The 23,044-nt window shown below is 65.6% G+C and carries 24 protein-coding genes and 3 pseudogenes; 9 read left to right on the top strand and 18 right to left on the bottom strand.

The window, feature by feature from the left end:
* Window positions 1–67 precede the first annotated feature (67 nt).
* From ACOFKX_RS03065 to ACOFKX_RS03030, 8 genes are all read right to left on the bottom strand, one after another.
* Window positions 68–517 carry a hypothetical protein gene (locus ACOFKX_RS03065; RefSeq protein ID WP_419825620.1) on the bottom strand — a complete coding sequence of 150 codons (450 nt, stop codon included), beginning with the start codon at window positions 515–517 and terminating at the stop codon, window positions 68–70.
* A gap of 75 nt (window positions 518–592) precedes the next feature.
* The gene (locus ACOFKX_RS03060) at window positions 593–982 is read right to left on the bottom strand and encodes a hypothetical protein (protein ID WP_419825619.1); all 390 of its coding nucleotides are present in this window, start codon (window positions 980–982) and stop codon (window positions 593–595) included.
* Between the two features lie 77 nt (window positions 983–1,059).
* Window positions 1,060–1,305 carry a hypothetical protein gene (locus ACOFKX_RS03055; protein ID WP_419825618.1) on the bottom strand — a complete coding sequence of 82 codons (246 nt, stop codon included), beginning with the start codon at window positions 1,303–1,305 and terminating at the stop codon, window positions 1,060–1,062.
* Window positions 1,302–1,556, bottom strand: coding sequence for a hypothetical protein (locus ACOFKX_RS03050; RefSeq protein ID WP_419825617.1), 255 nt, complete (start codon window positions 1,554–1,556; stop codon window positions 1,302–1,304). Before ACOFKX_RS03050 ends, ACOFKX_RS03055 begins: the two co-directional genes overlap by 4 nt.
* A gap of 468 nt (window positions 1,557–2,024) precedes the next feature.
* On the bottom strand, window positions 2,025–2,285 hold the full coding sequence (locus tag ACOFKX_RS03045) for a hypothetical protein (RefSeq protein ID WP_419825616.1): 261 nt from the start codon (window positions 2,283–2,285) through the stop codon (window positions 2,025–2,027).
* Window positions 2,286–2,508: 223 nt separating this feature from the next.
* Window positions 2,509–2,703: a hypothetical protein gene (locus ACOFKX_RS03040; RefSeq protein WP_419825615.1), complete on the bottom strand. Its 195-nt coding sequence runs from the start codon at window positions 2,701–2,703 to the stop codon at window positions 2,509–2,511.
* Window positions 2,704–2,769: 66 nt separating this feature from the next.
* Complete coding sequence (locus ACOFKX_RS03035; RefSeq protein WP_419825614.1) at window positions 2,770–3,741, bottom strand: NAD(P)H-binding protein; 972 nt, start codon at window positions 3,739–3,741, stop codon at window positions 2,770–2,772.
* A gap of 126 nt (window positions 3,742–3,867) precedes the next feature.
* Complete coding sequence (locus ACOFKX_RS03030; protein WP_419825613.1) at window positions 3,868–4,143, bottom strand: hypothetical protein; 276 nt, start codon at window positions 4,141–4,143, stop codon at window positions 3,868–3,870.
* Between the two features lie 194 nt (window positions 4,144–4,337).
* Here ACOFKX_RS03030 and ACOFKX_RS03025 point away from each other — a divergent pair, with 194 nt between their 5' ends.
* Window positions 4,338–5,300: an NADP-dependent oxidoreductase gene (locus ACOFKX_RS03025; protein WP_419825612.1), complete on the top strand. Its 963-nt coding sequence runs from the start codon at window positions 4,338–4,340 to the stop codon at window positions 5,298–5,300.
* Between the two features lie 192 nt (window positions 5,301–5,492).
* On the opposite strand, the gene ACOFKX_RS03020 is transcribed toward ACOFKX_RS03025, so the two are convergent.
* A complete protein-coding gene (locus ACOFKX_RS03020) occupies window positions 5,493–6,200 on the bottom strand; it encodes an SDR family NAD(P)-dependent oxidoreductase (protein ID WP_419825611.1) in 708 nt (235 codons plus the stop codon).
* Between the two features lie 129 nt (window positions 6,201–6,329).
* On the opposite strand from ACOFKX_RS03020, the gene ACOFKX_RS03015 reads away from it, so the two are divergent.
* Complete coding sequence (locus tag ACOFKX_RS03015) at window positions 6,330–7,268, top strand: LysR family transcriptional regulator (RefSeq protein ID WP_419825610.1); 939 nt, start codon at window positions 6,330–6,332, stop codon at window positions 7,266–7,268.
* 96 nt (window positions 7,269–7,364) lie between these two features.
* Here the strand turns inward: ACOFKX_RS03015 and ACOFKX_RS03010 are convergent.
* Window positions 7,365–7,736, bottom strand: a pseudogene (locus tag ACOFKX_RS03010) (SDR family oxidoreductase); the annotation flags it as partial.
* Between ACOFKX_RS03010 and ACOFKX_RS03005 the strand changes: the two are divergent.
* On the top strand, window positions 7,717–8,001 hold the full coding sequence (locus tag ACOFKX_RS03005) for a TetR/AcrR family transcriptional regulator (RefSeq protein ID WP_419825609.1): 285 nt from the start codon (window positions 7,717–7,719) through the stop codon (window positions 7,999–8,001). The pseudogene ACOFKX_RS03010 and the gene ACOFKX_RS03005 overlap by 20 nt on opposite strands.
* Window positions 8,002–8,578: 577 nt before the next feature.
* Here the strand turns inward: ACOFKX_RS03005 and ACOFKX_RS03000 are convergent.
* The 5 genes from ACOFKX_RS03000 to ACOFKX_RS02980 form a co-directional block, all read right to left on the bottom strand.
* Complete coding sequence (locus tag ACOFKX_RS03000) at window positions 8,579–9,055, bottom strand: spore coat U domain-containing protein (RefSeq protein ID WP_419825608.1); 477 nt, start codon at window positions 9,053–9,055, stop codon at window positions 8,579–8,581.
* Window positions 9,052–10,608, bottom strand: coding sequence for a fimbria/pilus outer membrane usher protein (locus ACOFKX_RS02995; RefSeq protein ID WP_419825607.1), 1,557 nt, complete (start codon window positions 10,606–10,608; stop codon window positions 9,052–9,054). The genes ACOFKX_RS03000 and ACOFKX_RS02995 overlap by 4 nt, the downstream gene beginning before the upstream one ends.
* A complete protein-coding gene (locus ACOFKX_RS02990; RefSeq protein WP_419825606.1) occupies window positions 10,605–11,441 on the bottom strand; it encodes a hypothetical protein in 837 nt (278 codons plus the stop codon). The genes ACOFKX_RS02995 and ACOFKX_RS02990 overlap by 4 nt, the downstream gene beginning before the upstream one ends.
* Before the next feature lie 99 nt (window positions 11,442–11,540).
* On the bottom strand, window positions 11,541–12,134 hold the full coding sequence (locus ACOFKX_RS02985; RefSeq protein WP_419825605.1) for a molecular chaperone: 594 nt from the start codon (window positions 12,132–12,134) through the stop codon (window positions 11,541–11,543).
* A gap of 76 nt (window positions 12,135–12,210) precedes the next feature.
* Window positions 12,211–12,648 (bottom strand): spore coat U domain-containing protein, encoded by a 438-nt coding sequence (locus tag ACOFKX_RS02980; protein ID WP_419825604.1) that lies wholly within the window; start codon window positions 12,646–12,648, stop codon window positions 12,211–12,213.
* Between the two features lie 416 nt (window positions 12,649–13,064).
* On the opposite strand from ACOFKX_RS02980, the gene ACOFKX_RS02975 reads away from it, so the two are divergent.
* Window positions 13,065–13,244, top strand: a complete 180-nt coding sequence (locus ACOFKX_RS02975) for a hypothetical protein (RefSeq protein ID WP_419825603.1) — start codon at window positions 13,065–13,067, stop codon at window positions 13,242–13,244.
* Window positions 13,245–13,264: 20 nt separating this feature from the next.
* Complete coding sequence (locus tag ACOFKX_RS02970) at window positions 13,265–13,396, top strand: hypothetical protein (RefSeq protein ID WP_419825602.1); 132 nt, start codon at window positions 13,265–13,267, stop codon at window positions 13,394–13,396.
* Window positions 13,397–13,899: 503 nt separating this feature from the next.
* Here the strand turns inward: ACOFKX_RS02970 and ACOFKX_RS02965 are convergent.
* On the bottom strand, window positions 13,900–15,012 hold the full coding sequence (locus ACOFKX_RS02965) for an aldose epimerase family protein (RefSeq protein ID WP_419827328.1): 1,113 nt from the start codon (window positions 15,010–15,012) through the stop codon (window positions 13,900–13,902).
* Window positions 15,013–15,119: 107 nt separating this feature from the next.
* Between ACOFKX_RS02965 and ACOFKX_RS02960 the strand changes: the two genes are divergently transcribed.
* Window positions 15,120–16,046: a Gfo/Idh/MocA family protein gene (locus ACOFKX_RS02960; protein ID WP_419825601.1), complete on the top strand. Its 927-nt coding sequence runs from the start codon at window positions 15,120–15,122 to the stop codon at window positions 16,044–16,046.
* Window positions 16,047–16,050: 4 nt separating this feature from the next.
* On the opposite strand, the gene ACOFKX_RS02955 is transcribed toward ACOFKX_RS02960, so the two are convergent.
* A complete protein-coding gene (locus tag ACOFKX_RS02955) occupies window positions 16,051–17,361 on the bottom strand; it encodes a family 1 glycosylhydrolase (RefSeq protein ID WP_419825600.1) in 1,311 nt (436 codons plus the stop codon).
* Window positions 17,362–17,588: 227 nt separating this feature from the next.
* Here ACOFKX_RS02955 and ACOFKX_RS02950 point away from each other — a divergent pair.
* Window positions 17,589–17,838: pseudogene (locus tag ACOFKX_RS02950) on the top strand (IS110 family transposase); the annotation flags it as partial.
* Window positions 17,839–17,908: 70 nt separating this feature from the next.
* Window positions 17,909–18,642: pseudogene (locus ACOFKX_RS02945) on the top strand (IS5 family transposase); the annotation flags it as partial.
* Window positions 18,643–19,192: 550 nt separating this feature from the next.
* Here the strand turns inward: ACOFKX_RS02945 and ACOFKX_RS02940 are convergent.
* On the bottom strand, window positions 19,193–21,469 hold the full coding sequence (locus ACOFKX_RS02940) for a TonB-dependent receptor (RefSeq protein ID WP_419825599.1): 2,277 nt from the start codon (window positions 21,467–21,469) through the stop codon (window positions 19,193–19,195).
* Between the two features lie 739 nt (window positions 21,470–22,208).
* Between ACOFKX_RS02940 and ACOFKX_RS02935 the strand changes: the two genes are divergently transcribed.
* Window positions 22,209–22,973, top strand: a complete 765-nt coding sequence (locus ACOFKX_RS02935; protein WP_419825598.1) for an SDR family NAD(P)-dependent oxidoreductase — start codon at window positions 22,209–22,211, stop codon at window positions 22,971–22,973.
* Window positions 22,974–23,044: the final 71 nt, after the last annotated feature.

Genomic DNA, 23,044 nt, shown 5'->3' with positions numbered 1-23,044 from the left:
TATGTTCGCCGGCACTCAAGTGCAAACCGTCAGCCGCGCGATGTGAACCTAGGTTGCGCGGCTCGGCTCAAGGCTGGCCGCCGTCGTCCGCCTCGCCGTTCCGTCGGGCCTGCCTCTCGGCGGCGGACTGCTGCTGAAATTGCAGGAAGCAGCCGCTCTGTCCGCCGGTGCCCACCGCCGAGCAGGTATTGGGCACGCCCGCCGAAGCGCGGCTGGCCTGATCGGTCTCGCGCACCTTGTTGCCCCAGGCATTGCCCGCAGGCGAGCGCGCCGCCTTGCTGCCGCGGAACTGCTTAGGAATGCGATAGCGCTCGCCTTCGGGCTGGCGTGCGCACACGACGATCTCGTCGCCGGCGGAGGCGGGGCAGGGATCGTCGCCATAGACGATCACCGAGCGCGTCTTGGGCGGCGGATCGCCTGCCTGCGCCGGCGCGGGCGTCGCCGCACCGATGGCGAGCGCGACCGGGAAGCCGAGCAGGGCGGTCGCGATGAACCGCGAGGCGACGAGTGCGGGCATGGCCGGTCCTAAGGTTGGCAGACTAGAGTACCGCCGACGCAATATCCGACGGCTGAACGCCGGTACGGCGAACGATCAGGGGATCGCCTCACCCTCCCGCTGGTCACGCCGACGCTCGGCATGGGCGGCGTCGATCTGGCTCTTCAAGCAACCGGCGTTGACGCCCGCGCCGATCGCGTTGCAGCTCTGCACCTGCGTGCCGGTGCCGCCCGTCGAGTTCATCGCGGCGACCGCCGTGCCGCCCAGCGCCTGCGGGCGCGACGTGCTCTCGCGCAGCTCGGACGGGATGCGAAAGCGGTCGCCCTCGGCGTGACGGCGGCAGACGACGATCTCCTGCCCGTTGCTCGCGGGGCATTGTTCGGAGCCGTAGACGTCAATGATCCTGTCACGCACCTGGGCGGAGGCGGGGACAGGCGAGAGCGCGGCGAGCAGTGCGGCGCCAAGGACGGGAAGGGCAACTCGCATGACGGCTCCGTTCCAGAAAGTACCCGAATGAATGTGCGGACAAACGCCCGCGCGCCCATTCCGTGCCGCGTTGGGCGCTAGGATGCGCGCACCAGCGCCCGCAGCTCGGCGTTGCGGATATATTCGCTGTCGTCGACGACGATCGTATAACGCCACAGCTCGTCGCCCTCATCGGCGCGGACGATCGCCACCAGGTCCGTTATCGAACCACGCGCGATCTCGGTCGGCTGGCCGGGCGCGACGCGCCTGCCGGGCGTTCCCGATACGCCGGTGCGGAGCAGGCGCGCGACGCGACCGTCGTCGTCGGCCAAGGCGGCGGTCAAGCCTCGATCCGCATCGGCTCGACGGCGGGTGCGTCGACGGGTCCGGCGGCCCCCTCGTTGGTGGCGCGCGCCACGATCCGCGCGGACGCGCGGACCGCCATCACCGTCCAGGCGTCCGCCGCGCGCTGGTGCTTGTCTCGAACATTGTCGAGCGTCGCGCTGTCGGCGGCGCCCTGCTCGCGCGAGGCCTGCGCGGCGTAGAAGCGTGCATCGCCATCGCGCGGCGAGGGGGTGGGCGAGCTGGTCGTCATCGGCACGAACTCCGAGAGAGCGGCGGATCGTCCGGCGGGAGCGTCCGGCATACCAGGGCTTCGAGAGCCGGGCTCGGCCCGTACTCATGATCGACGGCTGCACCGACGATATAGGACAGCTCCGGGCCAAATGCACGCGTGTCGGCGCGACGATCCGTTGGTGACCCGACGCCTCGATCGCGGCGAGCATTTCGCGCCTTCGCCACCTGCTCACGGACCAGACTATCTCGCGTTGGAAGAGCAGCGCCACCTCGGATGCGGGGACGTTCGGTGGAGCGGGGCGCCTCTAGAGGCGAGGCGTACGTGGTAGAAGCCGCCGACCAGCTTCCCGTACGGCGTCGCCATACGGCTGGTCCGGACCAGCTTCGTGCAACTCCCCTGCATGAGCGGACCGTTGCGACGGTCTCGGTCCGGCCAGATCAGGCGCTTCAAGCCGTCTGGTGACCCCTATGGAAGGTAGGACGGAAGTCAGACAACCCGCGTCCGCGGGCTCCACCAACCCTCCTCATAATCTGTCCAGCGGCCTGTCAGGCTCATGTAACGTAAGGCCATGGCTTCGTTCGAGACGTATCCGCGCATTTCACAGGCAATCCATCTGAACCTCGTCGTAGCCGTCAGGCGGGCCAGCCGAGAGCATTTCAGGAGCAACCGCTCTGCATCGAGGCGGCTAAGGGCTATGTCATCAAGCAGGTCGCTGACGAGCGCGGCGACGTGTTCAGAATGGTTCACGGCCACGTCCTAGCTGCTCAGGCAGGCCCGCCCCTGCAACGATTATCACGCGTAAGGATAGGGCGATCGCGAGAGTGTGGCATCGGCGACCTCCTCCTCCGGAAATGTTGCAGAACAGAATTGCTCGGGCCGCCCTGAACGGCGGAACTGGGTGGTCATGATTTGCCGCCGAACGACCCAAGCAACATCATCGTCAAGGACGTGCGCGCCAACATCCGCTCGTCTAGGCATCCGCATTGCGCCGCAGCGGCGCCTCCGCGTCCCGGCGGCGTCCGTCCAGCCGCTCCTCCATAAAGTGCAGCGCGCGTTCGAGACCGACGCCGCCCGTATCCCGCACCTGCTCAAGGGTGCGGTGGAGCCGGGCATCGTGATGGCGGCCGCGGCCTTCGACCGTCGCGAGGTTGGAGGGGCGCAGCACCGTGCGATCCGGATCGGGCCGGAGCGTCAGGTCCAGCGGCGGGCAAGCACCTCGTCGGGCAACGGCTCAGCTCACCTTCAACGCGGTCAGGGTTCGACCCACTGCCACGCGCAGATCCGTAGACGGCTCCTCGCCCAGGAAGTCGACCAGTTTTGCGTTGTCCAGCTTCACCGTCGTGCGCCACAGATAGCGCATCTTATAGAGTTCGCGCGGCGTCTGCTGGAACAGTCCCGCCAGTCCGAGCAGCGGCCACAGCACGGCCTTCACCTTCGTTTCCGGCCGCCCGACCGCATTGGCGATGGCGCTCGTCATTGCGGTCCCGTCCGCGTCCCAATCGCCGCCGAAGTGGAAGCGCGCGAACGGCTCCAACTCATCGGCGCGGTCCAGCAGTCGCGCGATCGTCTCACCAGCATCGGGCAGGTAGGCCCAAGCGTGACCGACCCCCTTGCGCCCTGGGTAGCTGATCACTTTGAGCTCCTTGCCCGGCGTCACCATGCCTTGGCTGAACCAGCTGTTACCCGGGACGGGGCCAAAGAAATCGCCGAACCGCACGATCAGCGCGGGCGCGCCATCGCGCGAGCCCGCCTCCAGCCGCTGTTCCAATTCGACACGAATGCGGCCCTTCTCCGTCACCGGGTGCTGAGGCGCGTCTTCCTTTAGGTCCGGAAAGGAGTCGTAGCCGTAATTGTAGATCGTCCCCGGTAGCACCACCCGCGCCCCGACAGCCTTAGCCGCGGCGATGCTGTTGTTGATCATCGGCAGGACAAGATCGCCCCAATTCCTATAGCCGGGCGGGTTCACGGCGTGAACGATCGCCTGCACGCCCGCCGCGGCGCGCGCGACATCTTCCGCTCTCATCGCATCACCGGCGACAATCTTCGCCTGCGTGAGCGGGCCAGTCTCGCCCTCCTTGCCCGGATCGCGGACCATCGCGACCACCTGCCATCCATGGCGAAGCAGCGCGGCCGCGGTCTCGCCGCCAATGCCGCCCGTCGCGCCCAGGACGAGCGCGCGGCGTGGGACGTTGTGGTCCGCCATGATCTCTCTGCCTCCTACCAGATATTTCGATGTCCGCGTGCAAGGGACCTGCGCCCGGTTCTTCTCACGGCCAAACGCGACGGCTCGGTCGAGGGCTGAACCCGTTATCTACGACGTGGTTGCAGATCACGCGGTGTCCATGGCCGCTTTGTGGCGCACGAACCGAGCTCGACTTTCGTGATAGCCTTGATTTCGGAGCGGCTTGGCGGCGCGGCAGAAGCCGGCACGGCAGATTACCAGAACACGATTCGACATCTCGTCGCCCGCCGCATCACGCGACAGTAGCCTTCCTGGGCCGCGAACCTGGACGGAGCGGTTCTCCCACGGCAGCAGCTTGGGCTCGCGAGCCACCTGGGCCTTGCGCTGCAGGCGGGTGAAGGCAGCATCGACGTCGTCGATCATGAACTCCAACGTCGCGATATGGTCGGCGCTAGTCTTGGCGCTTCCCTCTGGATGCCGCCACTGTTTAGCGCCGCCGATGGCCAGGGTGGCGGCGGGCGTGACGATCTCGGCGAATCGCGGGTGGAGCCAGTCGGGGCTCTTGACTGACGATCAGATTAACGGTCAGACTGACTATGTGGCGATTGGACGCTAGCATGCCCAATTCCAAACTCTCCAAGCCTACCATGCAAGCGCTCCGCTTCTACGAGCATGGCGAGCCTCTCGAGGTGCTCAAGCTCGAAACGGTCGAAGTGCCCGCTCCCGGCGTGGGCCGTATCCGCATCGCCGTCCACGCATGCGGGCTCACGCCCGCCGATTCGGCGCTATGCCGCGGCCTGTTCTCGAGCGGTCTCCCGCGCGGGATCGGGCTGGAAGTGTCGGGGCGCGTCGATGCGGTCGGCGAGGGCGTGGACGATGTTCGTGTCGGCGACCTTGTGCTCGGCACCCCGGATTGGATCGACTGCCCCACAGCCGGCATGGCCGGCTTTGCTATCATGGACCGCTGGACCCCCGTTCCGGCGGGCCTCGATCTGACCGACGCGGCGACGCTGCCCATGGCGGCGGAAACGGCCTTTCGCAGCATCGACCTGCTGGGCGTCGAAGAGGGGCAGACGGTGCTGGTCCACGGCGCGGGATCGACGGTGGGCGTCGCGGCCGTCCAGATCGCCCTCATGCGGCGAGCGCAGGTGGTCGCCACGGCGGGCGATACTTACGCCGACAAGCTGCGGGATCTGGGCGCCACCGTCACGTCCTATGGCGAGGGCATGGTCGAGCGCGTCCGCCAGCTTGCGGGTGGATCGATCGACCTCGTGCTCGACACGGCGCCGGTGACGGGAGCGTTGCCCGACCTGATCGAGATCGCCGGGGGTAATCCGCAGCATGTGCTGACGATCAGCGACTTCGAGGGCTCGGAGAAGCTGGGCACGCGCAACACCGGCCGCGACGGGACGACGCTGCGTTATGACGTGCTTCCCGAATTTGCGCGCCTTGCCGCCGATGGCCGGTTCACCGTGCCGATCGGGGGCACCTACCCGCTAGAGAAGTGGCGCGACGCGCTGCAACTGAGCCTCAGCGGCAAGGCGAAGGGCAAGCTGGTGCTCATGCCGGCCAACGCCTGAAGGGGGAACGGCAGGGGTGTCGAGGTCGTCCAGCTTGCCGCGTGCGACCGCTACGCGTGCGCGGGCGAGCGCGGCCGCGCCAGCATCCGGCCGGGCGGTGCCGACGAGGCGATGGCCCGAGCCGATCGGCGCGGAGACGGGTCCGAGCCGACGACGCCGGTTGCTCCATGAGGAACACGCGTGTCGCGGCGCTCACCACGCCACCGTGCGAGCGTCGCGGTCAAGATACTCGAGCCCCGGCCGACCAAGTTTGGCGAGCATGACGTCGACGAGCTTGGGTGCGCTCTCCTCGAGCGTGTAAGGCGCGTCCGGGCCGCCCAGCTCGGTACGGATCCAGCCGGGCGCGAGCAGCAGCAACGCCCTGCGCGGCTGAGGCTCCCGCGCGGCGAAGCTGCGCATCGACGTGTTGAGCGCGGCCTTGCTCGCCCGGTATACATCGCGACCGCCCTTCTCGTTGTCGGCCACGCTGCCCTGTCCCGACGACATCGCGCCGATCAGCCCGTCGGCGGGCACGAGATCCGCCAGCGCCTCGATCGTCCGCATCGGGCCGAGCACGTTGGTCGCCATGACGCGCGCGAACTCGTCCGGGGCGACCGCGCCGACGCGGACATGCTCGTCGCGCGTGGTCGTCCCAGCGTTGACGAACAGCATGTCCAGCCGCCGCCCGGCCATCCGCTCGCGCAGCGCCGCCACCTGCTCGGCAGAGTCGACGTCCAGCGTTTCCACCATCACCCGGTCCGGTCGGCGCCGAGCCAGTTCCTGCAGCGGCGAGCCCGGTCCGCGCGCGGTGCCAACCACGCACCAGCCGCGCTCGACGAGCTCGACCGCGAGCGCGAGGCCGAGCCCGCGCGACGCGCCGGCGATCAGAGTGGTCGGGCGGGTCTCGATAAAGTCGGGCATGGCGTCGCATCCTCGTTAGGTCGAGCAGGAGCTAGGCCGCTGCGCCGACCTGGACCACATGCGTGGGATGCAGCCAGTCGTTGTGCCGGACGCTAGGTCCGCCGGTCGTGCCGGGTTAGGTTGGGGCGGATGGACCACCCCGATCTCAAACTGCTGGTCGCACTCGACGCGCTGCTCGCCGAAGGCAGCGTCGTCGGCGCGGCGGCGCGGCTGGGCCTGAGCGCGTCGGCGATGAGCCGGACGCTGGCCCGGTTGCGCGAAACGACAGGCGATCCCCTGCTGGTGCGGGCGGGGCGGGGCCTCGTGCCGACGCCGCGCGCCGACGAGCTGCGCAGCCGCGCCGCGCGCCTCGTGGCGGAGGCGCGGGACGCGCTCCGGCCGACGACTGAGCTGAACCTCTCGCGCCTGGAAGCGACGTTCACGCTGCGCACCAGCGACGGCTTCGTCGAGAACTTCGGGGCGGCGTTGCTCGCGCGGGTCGTGCGCGACGCACCAGGCGTGCGGCTGCGGTTTACGCCCAAGCTCGACCGCGACACGGCCGTCCTGCGTGACGGGCGCGTGGACCTGGACACCGGCGTGGTCGGGCCCGCCACCGATCCGGAGGTGCGGGCGAGCGCATTGTTCCGCGACCGGTTCGTCGGCGTCGTCCGATCGGATCATGCGCTCGCGAAGAGGCCGATCACTCCGGCCTCCTATGCGGGCGAAGGTCACATCCTTGGACCGCGCGAGCCCGCGCACCGCCGCCCGATCGACGACGCGCTCGCTGCTCTCGGTCTCAAGCGGCGCGTGGCGGTGATCGTCACCGGCTTCGGCGCCGCGTTGGCGCTCGTGCGCGGCTCCGACCTCGTCGCCGCCGTGCCGGAGCGACATACAGAGGCGATGCGCGATGGCCTGACTAGCTTCGCGCTGCCGTTCGCGATGTCGGAGATAGCGGTGTCGATGCTCTGGCACCCTCGTCGCGACGCCGACCCGGCGCATCGCTGGCTACGCGAATGCTTGAAGGAGGTGTGCGCCGCACGGCGTGCAAGCTCAGCCGCCGCCAACTCTAGATGCGGACAGAATGAGTGAACGGATGCCCGCTTTCAGGCTTGTCTCCGAGCACGACCGGCCGAGCGTGGATCGCGCCCACCAGAAGGCGGTCTGAGGACCGTGAGATATACTCGATCAGGCGGAGAAACCGCCGTCGATCGTCTGCGTCGAACCCGTCACCATCGCCGCCTCGGCGCTGGCGAGCCAGGCGACCAGCGCCGCGACCTCGTCGGCGCGGACATGGCGCGGGATGGCCATGAAGCCGTGAAGCTTGGCCGCGAACGGGCCTTCCGCCGGGTTCGCGTCGGTGTCGACGGGGCCGGGCTGAACGACGTTGACGGTGATGCCGCGGCCGCCCAGGTCACGGGCGAGCCCGCGGACCAGCCCCGCCAGCGCCGCCTTGGTCATGGCGTAGGCACCGCCTCCCAGCGTCGGCACCCGGTCCGCGTTGGCCGACCCGATCGCGATCAGTCGGCCGCCTTCCGCCATGTGCCGCGCCGCCTCGACTAGGCGGGTGGAGCGATCCAGGGCAGCGGTTCTGGCCGAGACTCACCGGCAGATGACGCGCAGCGGCTTGGGCGGGGTCAGCATCGACGAGGTCGCGCGCGCCTCCGGCGTGGCGAAGACCACCATCTACCGCCACTGGCCGACGCGGGCGGCGCTGCTGATCGACGCTTGTTCCCAGCTAGGCGGCCCGCACGAGGCGCCCGACACGGGCAGCCTGCGCGGCGACCTGTACGCACTGGCGTCCATCGCGCTCTGCGATCCGTGACGTGCCTCCATAGGCGCGCCGGAAAGGCGAAGGCCGGCGTCGCGCAAGACCATCGGGACCGGCTCGTTGGTCGAGCCCAACGCGACTGCCGAGGCCACAGGCGCGCGTTGGAAGGCCGTCTCCGAGACGACGATCCCGCGCAGGGCTGCTCCGCCTGATCCTCCAGGCGGCACGGCCTTATCCTGAGCCGGCTGGCGTCTACTTAGAGCGGATGCTGTCGGACCAGGAGCAGCTCGACCTCGGCACCGGACTCATGCTATTGGAGTTGTCCTCTCTCTCTCGCGTTTATCTGGCGCTCTGGACCATGTGGCCAGGCTGCACTCGACGCTTCCGCTTTTGCGCCAACGTAACTGATGAAAGATACCAAACTCGCTACCTGGTATCTATGCAGCGATCGGACTCGAGTTTGCCCGGTATGGCGGACAGCACAAAGGCGGAGACAAGCTGCGTTTTCACTTTTGAAGGGTGTCAGCTCTTGCTGCTGCCATGTCCTGTTCAGTCGCGGCCTTGAAAGGGGTCGAATGGGCGGCCTCGAAAAGGGCCTGTGCCGCTGAAGGTGCGAAGCACGAGTGCATCGTCAATAGGTCATCGTAATGGTGATGACATCCAAATAGCTTCCCGGTGGCGCATACCGTCTCTGCCCCATCCGGACCCGGCCATATACGGTAAAGCTAGCGCTTCCGCCGCTGGCGGCGAGCGATGCCGGGGCGCTGACGGTCTGGCTTCCGCCGGTTCCGTCGCCCCACACGACGGTGCGAGCGGAGTTGATGTAGAGATTGAACCCCAGATTATTCGCCTGCAGGGCCATGTTGCGCTCGGAGTAGCTTGCGCCGCCCTGCAAGACGCTGCCGACGTCAAGCGCGATGACCACCGGGCTGTTGCCGGACGACGCGGTGCAGGTGACCGTGATCGTGCCATTGAAATCGAGCGCGTACGGTGCGAACGGGTAATAGCTGCCGAAGGAAACGTCCGTAGCGGACGCGGCGCACGTGCCGAAGGCCGGGCTGGCTACCCCGAACACCATCAGCAGGCCGAGCGCGGGCGATCCTCTCATTCGCCGTCGCTTTGGCAGGGCAGCGGGCCGATGTCCGGTACCCCGTCGCGGGTGGGGCGGAACGCGAACCGGATGACGCACTGCGACGCATCCGGCCGCTCGACGAGCAGGACGTTGGCGTCGCGTAGATCCTCCAGATAGGCGGCGCCATCGTAGCCAACGGGCGCGACCGCGCCGGTGGACGACAGCGTGACCATCGTCCCGAGCGGCAGGACCTTGCCGCTGGCGTCGACGAGGTGAACGAGAGCGCCGTGGCTCGGGACGAGCGGGAAGCGGACCACGACGCCCGAGCGATCAAATGGGCGAACAACCTTCTCGACCGTCTCAACGCGGGCATCGGGGGGCGCATCGAGCGGATCGATTGACAGGCGGTTGACGTCAAACGAGCGCAGGTCCGGCACGAGCAGCCTGCCGTGTGCATCGGTGCGGCCGACAGGACGATTCTCGACCAATACACCGATGTTCGGCACGCCGGTATCGACGACCGCGAAGCTGTCGGGGATCTTGTTCGACAGGAACGCGTCGCCGCCCAGCACCGACACGGAGCCGCGCGCGCCGATCCGTGCCGACGAACGCCCCGCCGTCCGCTCGACCCCAGCGGAGAATTGCGCGACCTCCGAGCGATATTCGACCTGTCCGAAGCCGTTGCCGCCCGCGCCCGACTGGCCGGCGACCTGATAGCCCCAGTCGCCAATCGCCATGGGCGTCCGGTTCGCCTGCACCTGCGCGCGGCTGCCCTGCGGCCCGGCCGTGGTCCCGACGCTTGCCGCATCGCGGCGCCCCAGCGGCATGGCGGCGCTGAGCGACAGTCCGCGAGCGCCGCGCCTCGCGAAGTCTTGGAAGCCGGTGAGCTGAAGCGAGACGAGCCGACATTGGGTCGAGTAGCTGCCGGAGAGTAGGCGAGCGTGGTCCACGGGGAGGAAGGCCGACGGCGCGAGCGACAAAGGGTCAACGAAGCGGGGACGGGTGGGCGAGACCACGTCCGTGAACTTGCGATCCAGCGCCCGATCGAGGTCGGCGAAGGCCACGCCCAACGATCCGAACCGCCTCAGTGAGACGCCGGCACTGGCGCGCAGCTGCCGGCGGGGCGCCGCGTCGCCTTGGGTCGCGGCGACGTCGCGATACTCACCCCCGGCGAATATGCCCGAGACTGCGAACGTGAACACCGGGTCGACATGCTGAATGCCCGCCGCCACCTGGGCGCCGAGCGCGCCGCGGAAGCGGCTTGCCGCGCCTGCGACGTTGACCATCGCCAAATTGGCGACGTTCAGCAACACGCCGGCGCCGCCCATGACCAGGCCGTCGGTGGCCTCGCCCGCCATCTCGAAGGTCAGGCGGGGCGAGAGGCCGCGGCGATAAGTCCCGGTCGCCGCGAGTTGGCCATAGTCGTTGCTGCGGGTTCCCCAGTAGCGGCGAACCGCGCGCACCTGCGCCGAATACGCCTGCAGCCCCTCCGCCAGCAGTGACAGGCTGGTATAGAAGGGCAGGTCGGTCGTTACTTGGTCGCCGAGTGCGTTGGTGACCCGCGTCGATACGGTGCCGGCCCCGTTCACCACCGGCAGGTTTTGAACCTGGAACGGCCGGCGGGCACCGCGCCTCCGAACTGCTCGGTGCCGTTGACCAAGACATCGATCGACGAGGGCACGGCCACCGAGCCGCTCACTGACGGCACGGGGAAGGTCACCAGATCGGGTCGCAAGCCGAAGTCGCGGACGATCTGGGCGCCGGCGAGACGAATCGGACGCATCCAGTCCAGGGCTCCGGTGATGAAGTCGCCGAGGCGCAAGCGTTGCAGCCACGCCACGTCCGATACGGTATAGGTGGTGTCGAGCCGCAGAAGGTGCGACCCTCCGCTCCCCCAGTGGCGATCGCCCGCGCGTAGGATCAGGCCGGTGCTGGCGACACCGCGGGGCGAGAACACACGCAGGTCAAGCAGGCCGTCGGCACCGGCGCCATGCTCCGCGGATGTTCCGAACAGCTCGTAATCGAGCGTCGCGCCCGTGCCGCTCTCGATCCTGCCCGCATCGCCTTTGGCATCGGGTCTGCCGAGCAGGGTGGGGGCGAGGCGATCGTCGCTGGCCGTGATGAAGATGGTCTGGGTGGCTCCGTCGAGCCGCGAGGCCAAACCGGGAACGTCGGCAAGCGGGACGAGGTCGCCCGGCGGCGGCGGGACGGCCGGCGCTGGCATGGCGATGCCCAGATCCTCTAGCTCGTCGCGTCGGGCGAGCACCACGGCATCACGCACCACGAACTCGCCGATCTTGCCGATCGCCTGACCGTTGATCAGCACATCGAGAAGCAGCGGCTCGTCGGCCGCCGATGCCCGACAAGGTGCCATCGCGAGCAGGGGCGCGATCAGGAGGGCGACGAGACGGTTGCGGAGCACCGGCCATGGTCGCCGTTATGGGCGCAAGGCAACGGTGATCGTTCGCTTGATGGCGCCCGAGTTTTCCGTGGCAGCGGTGAGTTGCAGGCTCTCGTTACCCTAGACGGCGGCGTTCGCCACCAGCCAGCGTCGCGTGGCACCCGGCAGGATGTAGGGCGAAATCCCCGCCGTCGGACTGAAGCTCGTGCCACCGGCGGTGCGGAGCGTCAGGTTTTGGATGTTCTCGTGGCGCTTGCCGTCGTTGACGGCGAACACGTAAAGCGCGCCGCCGGTCATCTCGGCACCGAAGCGGAGCCTGGGCGCGGCCGATGCGTGGGGTTCGACAAAGACGGGCAGCGAGGAGCGGAGCGCGACCCGGATTTCGTTGCCCTGCGCCGGGCCGGGTATCTGGTCGACGAGGATGCGGTAGCTCGCCTCGGTGGCCTGTGCCGGCTGGCGCAGGACCAGCCGCACAATCTGCTTACGCCCGGCAGGGATCGTGGCGAGCGGTGGGCTGACGGCGAGGGCGTCGGTGGACTCGAGCCGGTCGCTGCCGTCGGCGGACTGCGTCCAGGCGAACGCCCGCACCTGAATCGACACGTCGGTCTGGCCGCTGTTCACGAGCGTGACGATCCCCGCCTGCTGGCGTGCCGGCAGCGAGATGGTAACGGGTAGGATGGTGAGAACCTGCGCTCCGGCGGCGGTTCCCGTCAAGGATGCCACCGCCCGCATGGCGCTCATAAGCGCGCGAGGCAGGCGAGAGCCGGCCGAGGTACTCCCACCGACCATGTCAGTAGGTGACCGTTACGACGATCGTGTCCGAGTAGGAGCCCGGTGTCACGGGCTGGCCGGCCGGCAATGTGCCGTAGACTGTGATCGAACGGGTGTTTCCGTCGCCGGTGCCGCCGACCGTATCCGTGCTCGCCGTGTTGCCCCAGTTTTGCGTCCGAGCCGCATCGCGATAGAGCGCGTAGTTCAGCAGCGCGGAGGACGGCCCCGTCATCTGCCGCGTCGTGACCGTCGCGCCGCTGGCGGTGCCCGCGTTCAACCCGACCTGATAGGCGGTGGTATTTGTGCAGGCGACGGAGATCGCCGACGTGCCGGTGGCCTGGGCACCGGTGTACACGCCGAAAGCGAGGTTGGTCGCGGAGACCGTGCAGGTCGCCTGCACCGTGGCGGTGACGTTGAAGGTGGAGGTCGACGTCGCCGCTTCGGCCGTCCCGGCCAACAGCCCTACACTGAACACGCCGCCCAATGTCATGCTTATATGACGTGAGTAAAGCCGCATTGCCTAGACCTTCTTCGGACCGGAGGACGCCTAATCAGGTGAGGTAAACGTCGAGTTAAGAGCCTACCACCGGCGTCAACAGGTCTACAAACACATGCGGGTTTAATCTTATTAGCTGCCAGTACGAGTTCGTCGTGCTCTTGATAGTGGCATGACAAAGCAGGATACGAACGGCACCTCGCTGAGGCGCGTCAGATCTACGCCACCTGGATCAGTAGCTTGAGCAAGATTGCGGGGCGCTCCCCGCGGCTATACTGCGGGGCGAGCGCGTCGCGCGGCTCGCCCGCGTCGGCTCGCTGCTGGGCTGGGAGGCGTCATCGGCGCGGCCCCGAACCGCTTAGAGCCGTCCAGGTTGAATGTTGATATTCCGCCGCGTGGAAGAAGTTGGCGCATGCGGCGGCCAGGACACGGTCGGGCGGCTGTTCCACACGGTCGGCAACGATGGCAACGGTCTTGCGGATGCCGGCGACTTTGTGGGCAACAGGTTTTGGGGTAACACGACGTCGCCGCGCTTGAGCCTCGGGGCAAGCACCTGATCGGTATAGACGCGCAAGGCATGGCCATCTATCGTCCGTTTAGCACCCACGGCTCGATTATGCCCGAGTGCCGCAGGCCGGCGATGAAGGCCATCGTCTTCGAGTGGTCGAACGGCACGCTGTCGCGGCAGAGTTCGCTGACGGGTGCCTAGCCGTAAAGCTACGTCATCTTGGTGTCGACGCTGGTCTCGGCGAGAAAGGGCGAGGCTATGCGGATTGATGAAGGGTTGCGTCGCCTTCCACAGCGTGCGGGCGAGTATTATTCAACGCCTCAAGCCCGCCACTCCCGTCGAGATGAACGAACGACCGCTAACCAAGGCGCGGCGAATAGCCCGGCTGGTCACTCTGCGGCCGCGAAACTGCCGATCGGGTGATGTTCGACCTTGGGCGTCTGCATAATGAGATGGCTGCGTTCATCCTGCAAGGATGCAAGAAAGTCCTTACCGGCAGCCTAGTGCGCCTGCCAAGACTGAGAATTGGCGCTGTTCGCGCCGCAGGGCAACAAGCCTGTCGCGAAAGCATCTGACGACGAGATGAGGCGTGCGTTGAACCTGAACGGATGACCGAGATTGGGGGAGCGGACAAAAAGAAGGTTGGAACGACTGACTGTGGGTCTCCTTCACCGAAGGTGCGGGGCGATGTTTTCAGTCCTGGCTTACCCTCCTGACCTAAGTGAGCCGTCGACTGTGAACTGGTATACGATGATGTTCCGGTAGGTCTCCGCAGCATGTAGCACGGCCGAACCGAATGCGGGCTGGTTCGGTGTGTCGGGAAAAATCTGTGGCTCCAGGACGATCGCGTCACCCCCGCGGTAGATACGGTCAGTCTTGCCGTGGCTGGAACCGTCCAGGAAATTGCCCGAGTAGAATTGGAGGCCGGGCTGGTTCGACGCCAGCTCGAAGCCGCGGCCCGTCGAGGGGTCGTGTAGCCGTGCCATCAGGTGCAGGTCCGGTGTGACTTCCCGCCTGATAACCCAGTTATGATCGTAGCCGCGCCCGAACACGAGCTGTTGGTCGCCTGCGTCACGCACGCGCTCGCTAATGACGCGCGGTGTACGAAAATCGAACGGCGTGCCTTGGACCGGCCTGAACTCGCCAGTCGGGATCGCGCCGGCATCGGTCGGTAGGAAGCTCTCGCCCGGGATGGTGACCAGATGCCCCATCGCTCCTGCAGGCGAACCTTCACCCGCCAGGTTCCAGTAGGTGTGATTGGTGATGTTGACGATCGTCGACCTGTCGGTCGATGCACGATATTCGATGCTTAGCCGGTTTTCGTCATCCAGCCGGTAGATCGCGTCGACCGCCATCGTCCCCGGATAGCCCTGATCCCCGTCGCGGCTGATGTAGCGCATCGTGACGGATGCGGCCGGGTCCGACCTAAGTTCGGCGACCGCCCATAGTACCTTGTCGAAACCGACCGCCCCGCCATGAAGCGCGTTTCCGCCGTCGTTAACGGGCGTTCGATACTCCTGGCCATCGATCGTGAAGCGGCCGCGCGCGATGCGGTTGGCAAAGCGACCCACGGTGGCTCCAAAATATTGCGGCTTGGCGAGATATTCTCCGACCGTGGCGTAGCCGAGCACGACGTCGGCCATCCTTCCCGCACGATCGGGCAGCATTATGGATTGCACTGCGGCGCCATAGGCAATCAGTCGCACCGACAGGCCATGCGCGTTGGTGAGAAGGATCGTCGGCACCTCCCGCCCGTCCGGCAGTCGCCCGAACGTTGCTAGTGTCGCCGTCGGCGTCCGGAGCCCTGTCGATGTCATCATTGCGAGTATGTGCTAGCCATATCTACGCCGAGTCCTAGAAGGTATCCCGACCAACGGTTGGCCCGAGTGCCGATCGCATGTCCAGGTAGAACAAGGTGATCTTCATGGCCGACCCGATCAAGCTGGCCCTAGTGGGCGTGGGTAAGATCGCGCGCGATCAACATATTCCGGCGATCCGGGGTGAGGGGCGCTTCGCGCTCGCCGCCACGGTGGATCCGAAGGGCGGCCTGCCCAATGTCGCTAGCTACACCAGCCTCGACGCCTTGTTGGCGAGCGGCGACCGGGTTGATGCGGTATCGCTCGCGACGCCGGCGGCCGGGCGGCGCGACCTCGTCGCCAAGGCTCTGGACGCCGGTCTCCACGTCATGATCGAGAAGCCCCCCGCCGCAACGCTGTCGGAGGTCGATGACATGGCGGCGTTGGCGGACCACGCGAAGCGGGTTCTGTTCACCAGCTGGCACTCGCGCGGCGCTCCCTTCGTCGACGCCGCTCGGGAGTGGCTGGCGAGCCGCACGGTCCAAGGCCTGCGGATTACCTGGAAGGAGGATGTTCGGCACTGGCATCCCGGACAGGAGTGGCTGTTCGGCCCGGGCGGCTTCGGCTGTTTCGATCCTGGCATCAACGCGCTCTCGATCGCGACAAGGATACTGCCTGTTCCCCTGTTCATAGAGGCGGCGACGCTGTTCGTGCCTCAGGGGCGTGACCAACCCATCGCGGCGACGCTGACCGCACGTGCAGGCGGTGCGGCAGGACGGATCGAGTTCGATATTCGCCAGACGGGCCCGCAGACCTGGGAAATCGAGGTCGACACCGACGCCGGCCTCCTTGCGCTGCGAGAAGGCGGAGCGGTTATCGAGCGTCCCGGCGCCCAGCCCGAGCGGGGCGATTCGCGCGAGTACCCCTCGCTCTATGCTCATTTTGCCGAGCTGATCGGCGCCGGCGTGTCCGATGTCGACGCCCGGCCGTTGCGGCTGGTGGCCGACGCCTTCCTGGTGGCGGGGCGGACGGCGGTGGAGCCGTTCAGCTTCTGAGCCGTCAACCATCCTGAACGGCGGGGCCGGATGCCTGCGGCTTGATCATCCGCCTGGCGCGTTCCTGCTGTCGTGCGGCGTGATCGCCGTCGGCTTCGTCCGGCAGCACCACCGGCACCGTCAGGCACAGGCTCTGCGTTGGCAGCACATCGCGCCACTGCGCGATCAACTGCTTGTAGGCCTCGCCGACCGGGCGGATCTTGCGGTCGAGATCGAAGAGCCCGAGCGGGTTCACGGTGCCGCGCCGTTCGCGCAACGCGCTGTCCCAGTCGGTCTGGTCGGTCAGCGAGTACCAGGTGAAGCCGACCACCGGTACGCCGTCGTTGCGGACGCGCAGCACGTTGGCCCATTCCTTCCACAACCAGTCCACCGCCTCGGTGCCGAGCGGCCCCTGCACCAGATTGGTTTCGGTGTGCATCACGGGCAGCCGATAGCGATCATGATATTGACGCGTGATCTCGGAGTATCCGAATATTTCGCCCGATGGTCGGGTGCCTCCATCGGCTGCAACCCGATGCTCGTTGGTAACGTAATAGTCGTTGCCCATGATGCAGTGCTGCTTCAGGCGATTGTCAAGGAAGAAGTGGTACTCGTCGCGCGTCATCCCGTTGTCGAGCAGGTACTCGTACATCTCGGAGTCAAGCCGTCGTCCATAGTTGAGGTCGAGCGTCAGGAAGCGCTGCGCGTTCATCAGCTCGGCGGATCGGATCGCAGCCGGCGACTCCGCGTGGAAATACTCGGACGACTCGCTCTGGATGAAGATCGCGTCCGCTCGTACTTCTAGGATCGTCCGCATCGCGAGGACGTTGGCCTTGACGATGTGCTTGAGCGCCGTGACGAACGCTTGATCGCTGCTCAGCTGCTCGTTCCACCAGCCGTACCGCGCCGAGAAGGTGGCGCAGATATACATCTCGTTGACGGGGGTATAAAGCTGAACCCAGGGGAAGCGTTCGGCGAAGTCGCGCACGTAGACGGCGAACTGCTCGGCGAAGTCCGGATTTTGAAAATTGCCAATCCAGTCTGGCACTCCGAAGTGACAGAGATCGACGATGGGCACGATATTACGCCGCTTGAGCTCGGCGAAGGTCTGGTCGGCAAAGCTCCAATCGTACTTGCCTGCGCCTAGCCACGTCGTGTGGATCGGCGGGCCGTAACGCAGATAGCCGATGCCCATGTCTTGCACGAGTGTGAAATCCTCCTGCCATCGATCATAGTGGCCGCAACTCGCCATCTCGTCGATCCGGGTGCGGCCGCCATCGATGGTCGGCACGCTGTTTTCCACGCCGGTGGCGAACATGAACGTAGCGATGGCCATTCTCCAATAAACGCGGCAACGATCCTGCCGCACTATAAGCCAACGTCGCGCCTATATGATCGTGTCCGTAACCAGCGACGGCGTGGCAATGTCTGAAAGCATTGAACAGCAAGGCTTCAAATTCAATCAGCTGGTTGAGGCGGGGCAGCTTTCCTGATGGGGTGGACGCCCCCGACGGCATCGACGCGCCAGAGTGGAGGTGTTGAACACCACTGAGGGAGGCGTCCCTGTCAGAAGCTACCATGGTCGGGCTGGATTTCGCCAAGCATGTCTTTCACGCGCACGGGGCGGATGCGACCGGGCGTGCGGTGTTCAGCCGTCGGATCACAGGCAACAAGCTGCTCGGCTTCTTCGGGACCTATCCGCGCTGCTTGGTGGCGCTGGAGGCATGCGGCGGTGCGCGTCGTTGGGGCGCGCGAGCTGCGGGCAGTGGGTCATGAGGTTCGGCTGATCCAGCCAGCGTGGGTGAAGCCGTGGCGCTGGACAAGGAGATCGCCCGGCGTGCCCGCGAAGATGAGGTCGCACGCCGGCTGATGACCTACCCGGCATCGGCTCGGACGAGGCATGGGCAGCGATCGCGCCGCGCCCGCCCAGGAACCACCCCGGTGCGCGGCGGGTGGACGACCGGCGGGTGATATCGGGCATTCCTGCATGTGCTGAAGTTGGGCTGCCGCTGCTGCGGCTGCCCGGCCGGCTACGGGGCTTCGACGACGGTCTACAACCGGTTCAACCGCTGGTCGCGGCGCAGACTCCGGCTCAAGCTGCTGGACGCGCTGGTGGATGCGACGCGGTGACGAAGAGCACCGCCATCGGCAGCACCTACGTCAAGGCGCAGCGTGCGGCGTTCGGGGCAAAGGGGGGGCGTGCGGCGCACGCGATCGGCCGCTCGCGCGGCGGCTGGACGACCAAGGTCCACGCGCTCACCGACGTCATCGGCCGCCGCTATGCGCTGATGCTGACTGCCGGCAACGTCAGCGACGTGAAGGTCGCCCCCGTGCTCCTCGAACGCGCCGGGCGCATCCGCTACCTGCTCCGCGACAAGGGCTATGATGCCGACCGGCTACGCCGCCTGGCTCGCGATGCCGGCGCCATCCCGGTCATTCCGGCCGACGCAACCGCAAGCGCACCATCCGCTACGACAAGGACCGCTACCGCGGTCGCCACCTCATCGAGAACGCCTTCTACCGCCGCAAGGATTTCCGCCGCATCCACACCCGCTGCGACAAGCTCGCCGCCAACTCCCTCCTGGGCGTCGCGCTCGCAACCGCCGTCGCCCTCTGGCTCGAAAAGAGGCTTAGCCCTAGAGCCCGAGCCGCCGTACACCGTCCTCCTCCTCCTTCGCCCGGGCGTGACGGTCTTCGCCTGCTTCAGCGCAAACGCGGACCTGAAAACGTGCTGACGCCCAAAGAGGAACTCATGCTCTTTCTCGCTGATCCGTCAGACCTCGCGTGCAGCCGCGCTGTCGTTTCTGGTGTTGCACGCAATCTAATCATGCTCAATCAAACATCGCGAAGATTGCGAGACCCGTTAGCCGAGGCCCGCGCCACTACGATGCTGATCGAGAGGGGATCGTCTACGGCGCGGCCGATCCTCTCTCAGCCACACGCGGCATGCGCCTCGATAAGGTAGATCCCAGTCCAGATTACAGCGATACGCTTGCCGACAATGATCGCCTAAGCCTTACTCCATCCCGCCGCCTCAAGACAGCGGGATGGAAAAGGGTTGGCGGTTCGCAGCCACAGTCGGACCCGCCGGCGGTCCACAACCTCATCGCCACGCCGCCACTGCAGCGACTTTCGATAAAGCTACCAGCCTAGACAGACAGGTTGGGTTAGAACTTCGTCGACACCGTAAAACCGTAGGAGAGCGGTTGATGTTGGACGTATCCAATATCGACAGCACTCGCATACTCACCAATCTTCTGCTCGTTCGTAAGATTACGGCCCCAAAACTCTACAGTATATCTTTCCTTAGAGTCAGTAAACCCAATGCTTCCGTTTAGCAGGCCAAACGCCCGCGTGAATTGACCGTTACCAGGGGAGAATCTGTAGAAGGAACTGTGCGAGTAATTGGCAGAGAGTAAGATGCTTCCCGGGCCAATATCAAACTTATACGAACCGCCAACATTAAACGTAAGATTCGGTGCGACAAGCAGTTGCTTCCCGGTATAATCCAAAACAACATCTATTTGCGTGCCAGGCCCTGTATTAACACCCGACGCACCCACGTAGCTATCATAGTTCGAGTGTTCGAGGTTGAAGCCTCCGCTGAGCTGTAGCCCTCTGATCGGGATCACGACGATATCGCCGTCAAGACCATAGAGGGTCGCGGACGCGGCGTTCTCAAGCACAGCCTGGCTCGTCCCACCCCCCGTGGCGACTCGCTGAAGCTGAATATTCTTGTAGTCGTAATAATAACCAGCAAGGTTGAGCTGGATTTTTCGATCAGCAAACTGAGACTTCACTCCGACCTCGTAGGCGTCGAGCACCTCCGGTTTGACGCCCTGAACGCCGGGGGTGAGATCAAGCACGTTGAAGCTGCCGCTCTTGAACCCGCGATTGTAGCTTGCGTAGACAAGGACATCTTTGGCCAGCTTGTGATCGACGCTGAAGCGCCACGTCAGCTTTCTGAACCTGTCGGACGGGCTGATCGGGCCACCAATGACGATATTACCGAAGGTGGGTGACACGAGTGACGCGTCCAAAGACTTTTTCTCGGTATTGTAGCGGAGCCCTGCAGTAAGCTTGGTTCCCGGGAACAACTCGTAAGTCCCTTGCCCAAATACAGATTCGGCTTCCGTGCGCACGAAGGAAAAGTACGAAAGATCCGTGGGCGATAGGGCTCGCGACAGGACGACGGTAAAAGGATCATAACCTTCGCGAGCACGGAAGTAGTAGCCTCCGACTATCCACTGAAAGCGTGAGTCGGACGTCGAAAGCGCTTGGATTTCCTGCGAGAAGCTGTGGCTTTTTACCTTATAGGCAATCGACTCAAGCGGAAAGGACGTATTGTCGGCATCTAGCGTGGACTTGAAGGTTCCTCGCTTATAGGCTGTGACCGAGAGCAGATCGATGTTGTCCAGCGAATATCTTACGCGACCTGAACCCAAGTAACCACGGCCATTCAACCTCGTCTCGACGTCCACGTAGGGATGACGCGGATCGGTCGAATACTGCCCGCCGAACGCCGCGCCCACGGGGGGCGCCCCGGGTATCTGGGCACCGGTATTCGCCGAGAAGCTGTCACGGCGGCGTGCGAACGTGCCTGACAGATCGACATGGAGGCGTTCGATCGGAGTCCACGCCACCTGGCCGTTGACTGTCCACGAGTGAACGCCGCCGAACTCGCGACCGGAAAACAAGTTTCTCGAGAAGTCACCGCCCTGCCGGGCGACGACCGACACGCTGGCTGCGAGCGTCGAGGTGACCGGCCCGGTCAGGTAACCCTTCTCGACGACTTCGCCGAACCGGCCGTAGGAAAGGCTCGCCGTACCGCCCAGGATTTCCGACGGCTTCTGCGTAATGATGTTGATCGCTCCGCCCGTGGCGTTGCGCCCGTACAATGTGCCTTGCGGCCCCTTCAGGACTTCGACGCGCTCGATGTTCGCGAGATCGATCACGTTGAGAAACTTGTCGGAGGAGTAGACGCCGTCGACGTACGTCGCCACCGACGCCTCGATACCCGGCAAGGTGCTGGTAGAGCCGATGCCTCGGATGAACGGCTGCAGCACGGGTCCTCCCGAGATGCCCGTCGGAAGGACCAGACCCGGGGTGACTTGTGCCAGGTCGGCGGTACTCCTCACGCCCGCCGCCACGAGCGCGGGGCCCGTCACGGCGGTGATCGAGATGGGGACTGACTGCAGTCGCGCCGAACGGCGCTCAGCGGTGACGATGATGTCCTGCACGCCTGCGGGAGACTGCGCCGGAGTGGCCACGGGCGCTACCGTCGAGTCCGCAGTGGCATCGGCGGAAGTGGTGGTAGTCGCCGTACTCTGGGCGCTCGCCGGGGCGCTCAGGCACATCAAGGCCAAGGCGCTCGAGGAAGCAAGTAGCGACTGCGGAACGACGGCACAGTAACCCGGCCGCCCGTTGGCGATAAACCTGATCATAATTCCTCCCCTTGTTTGGACGATCCGTAACATACTGATGAGAAGGTGCTCAAGGCTTTTTGATGGTCAGGGCCTGATTGACGAGGATGCGCGGTCGCCGGTTGGGCGGCATCCGCAGGTCCGTAAAAAGGAGGCCATAATGAGGCGGCGACAATGCCGAAAACGCGGTTCTGCGCTCAAGGCGGAAGTGGCTTTAGCGGCTGCGAGGGAGGGGAAAACCGGCCGAGCCAGCGCAGCAAGCATGACGGCACTCGAACCCGAGACGCGGGCGAACGAAGCTGCCGCACGTCGTGAGGCGGCGCGCTGAAGCTGCTGAGATGCGGTCGTCTGTGCGCGCTATGCGGCCCGTAGCGCGGCGGCAATCAGGTGGCCGAGGAAATCGGCGGCGGTGTCCGCGGTGGCCGCTTCGTGAGCCTCCACGGAAACGCAGTTCGAGGTGCGGTCGAGGATCAGACACTTTGACCGTGCTTTGACCGAGATCACGAACGGCCCCTACAAGACCGAAAACGGCCCCTACAAGACCGAAGTGGGTTGCCTGTGCGGACCATGGCGCAGCTTCGAAGCGGTTGAATGTGCCACGCCGGAGCGGGGCGGTTCTCTCGACCACCTACGCCTGATCGGATCGGCCGGCGGCAGCAGCCGATCGATGCTATGCTTCCGCAGACCTGATCGATGTGGCAACGTGGGTCTTGTCCGAGGCCTTCGGCAATCGGGCGCGGTTCAGTGCAGAGGATGAGTGATGTACCGGACTAAGGGTAAAGTAGCACTGGTGACGGGCGCCGGATCCCTCTCCGGCCTCGGATACGCGACGGCCCGCACGCTACTGCGTGAAGGCGCCCGTTGCGTCATTACCGATGTCAATGAGTCGGGGATCGCCGCCAGCGGAGACGCCCTCGGCGTGGCGGGCGGCGAAGTTCTGGCTCTGCGGCACGACGTCACGTCCGAAGCGGATTGGGCTTCCGTGCTAGAGGCGACGATAGCGCGTTTCGGGCGGCTCGATATTCTCGTCAACAATGCCGGCGTCGCGATCCTGCGTCCGATGGACGCGATGACAGTGGCCGACTGGCATCGTCAGATCGACATTAACCTGACCAGCGTCTATCTTGGTTGCGAGGTGGCATTGCGTCAGATGCGCGTGCAGGGCGATGGTGGTTCGATCGTCAATGTTTCGTCAGTCGCGGGGCTCGTGGGTATCGCCGGTGCGTCCGCTTATGCGGCAAGCAAGGGAGGCGTACGCCTGTTCACCAAATCGGTCGCGTTGGAATACGCGCGTGAGAACATTCGCGTGAACTCCGTGCACCCGGGCGCTATCTTGACGGACATGCAGAAGGTCTCGCTCGCCGCCAATCCCGAACAATATGACCTCACACAAGCCGCGATCCCGATGGGCCGGATGGGCGAACCTGACGACATCGCTGCCATGGTTCTGTTTCTTGCCTCGGACGAGGCACGCTACATCACTGGAGCGGAATTTACCGTAGACGGCGGCTTGACCGCTCAATAAACAGCCAGAAAATCATAGCTTCCGTGTTCCGTCGGCAGATACATGTTTGCGGTTTCGGGCAGCATTGGTGA

This window comes from Sphingomonas sp. (genome assembly GCF_965200105.1).
In the GTDB taxonomy this organism is placed as follows: domain Bacteria; phylum Pseudomonadota; class Alphaproteobacteria; order Sphingomonadales; family Sphingomonadaceae; genus Solisphingomonas.
This window is presented reverse-complemented; position numbering and strand designations above follow the sequence as displayed.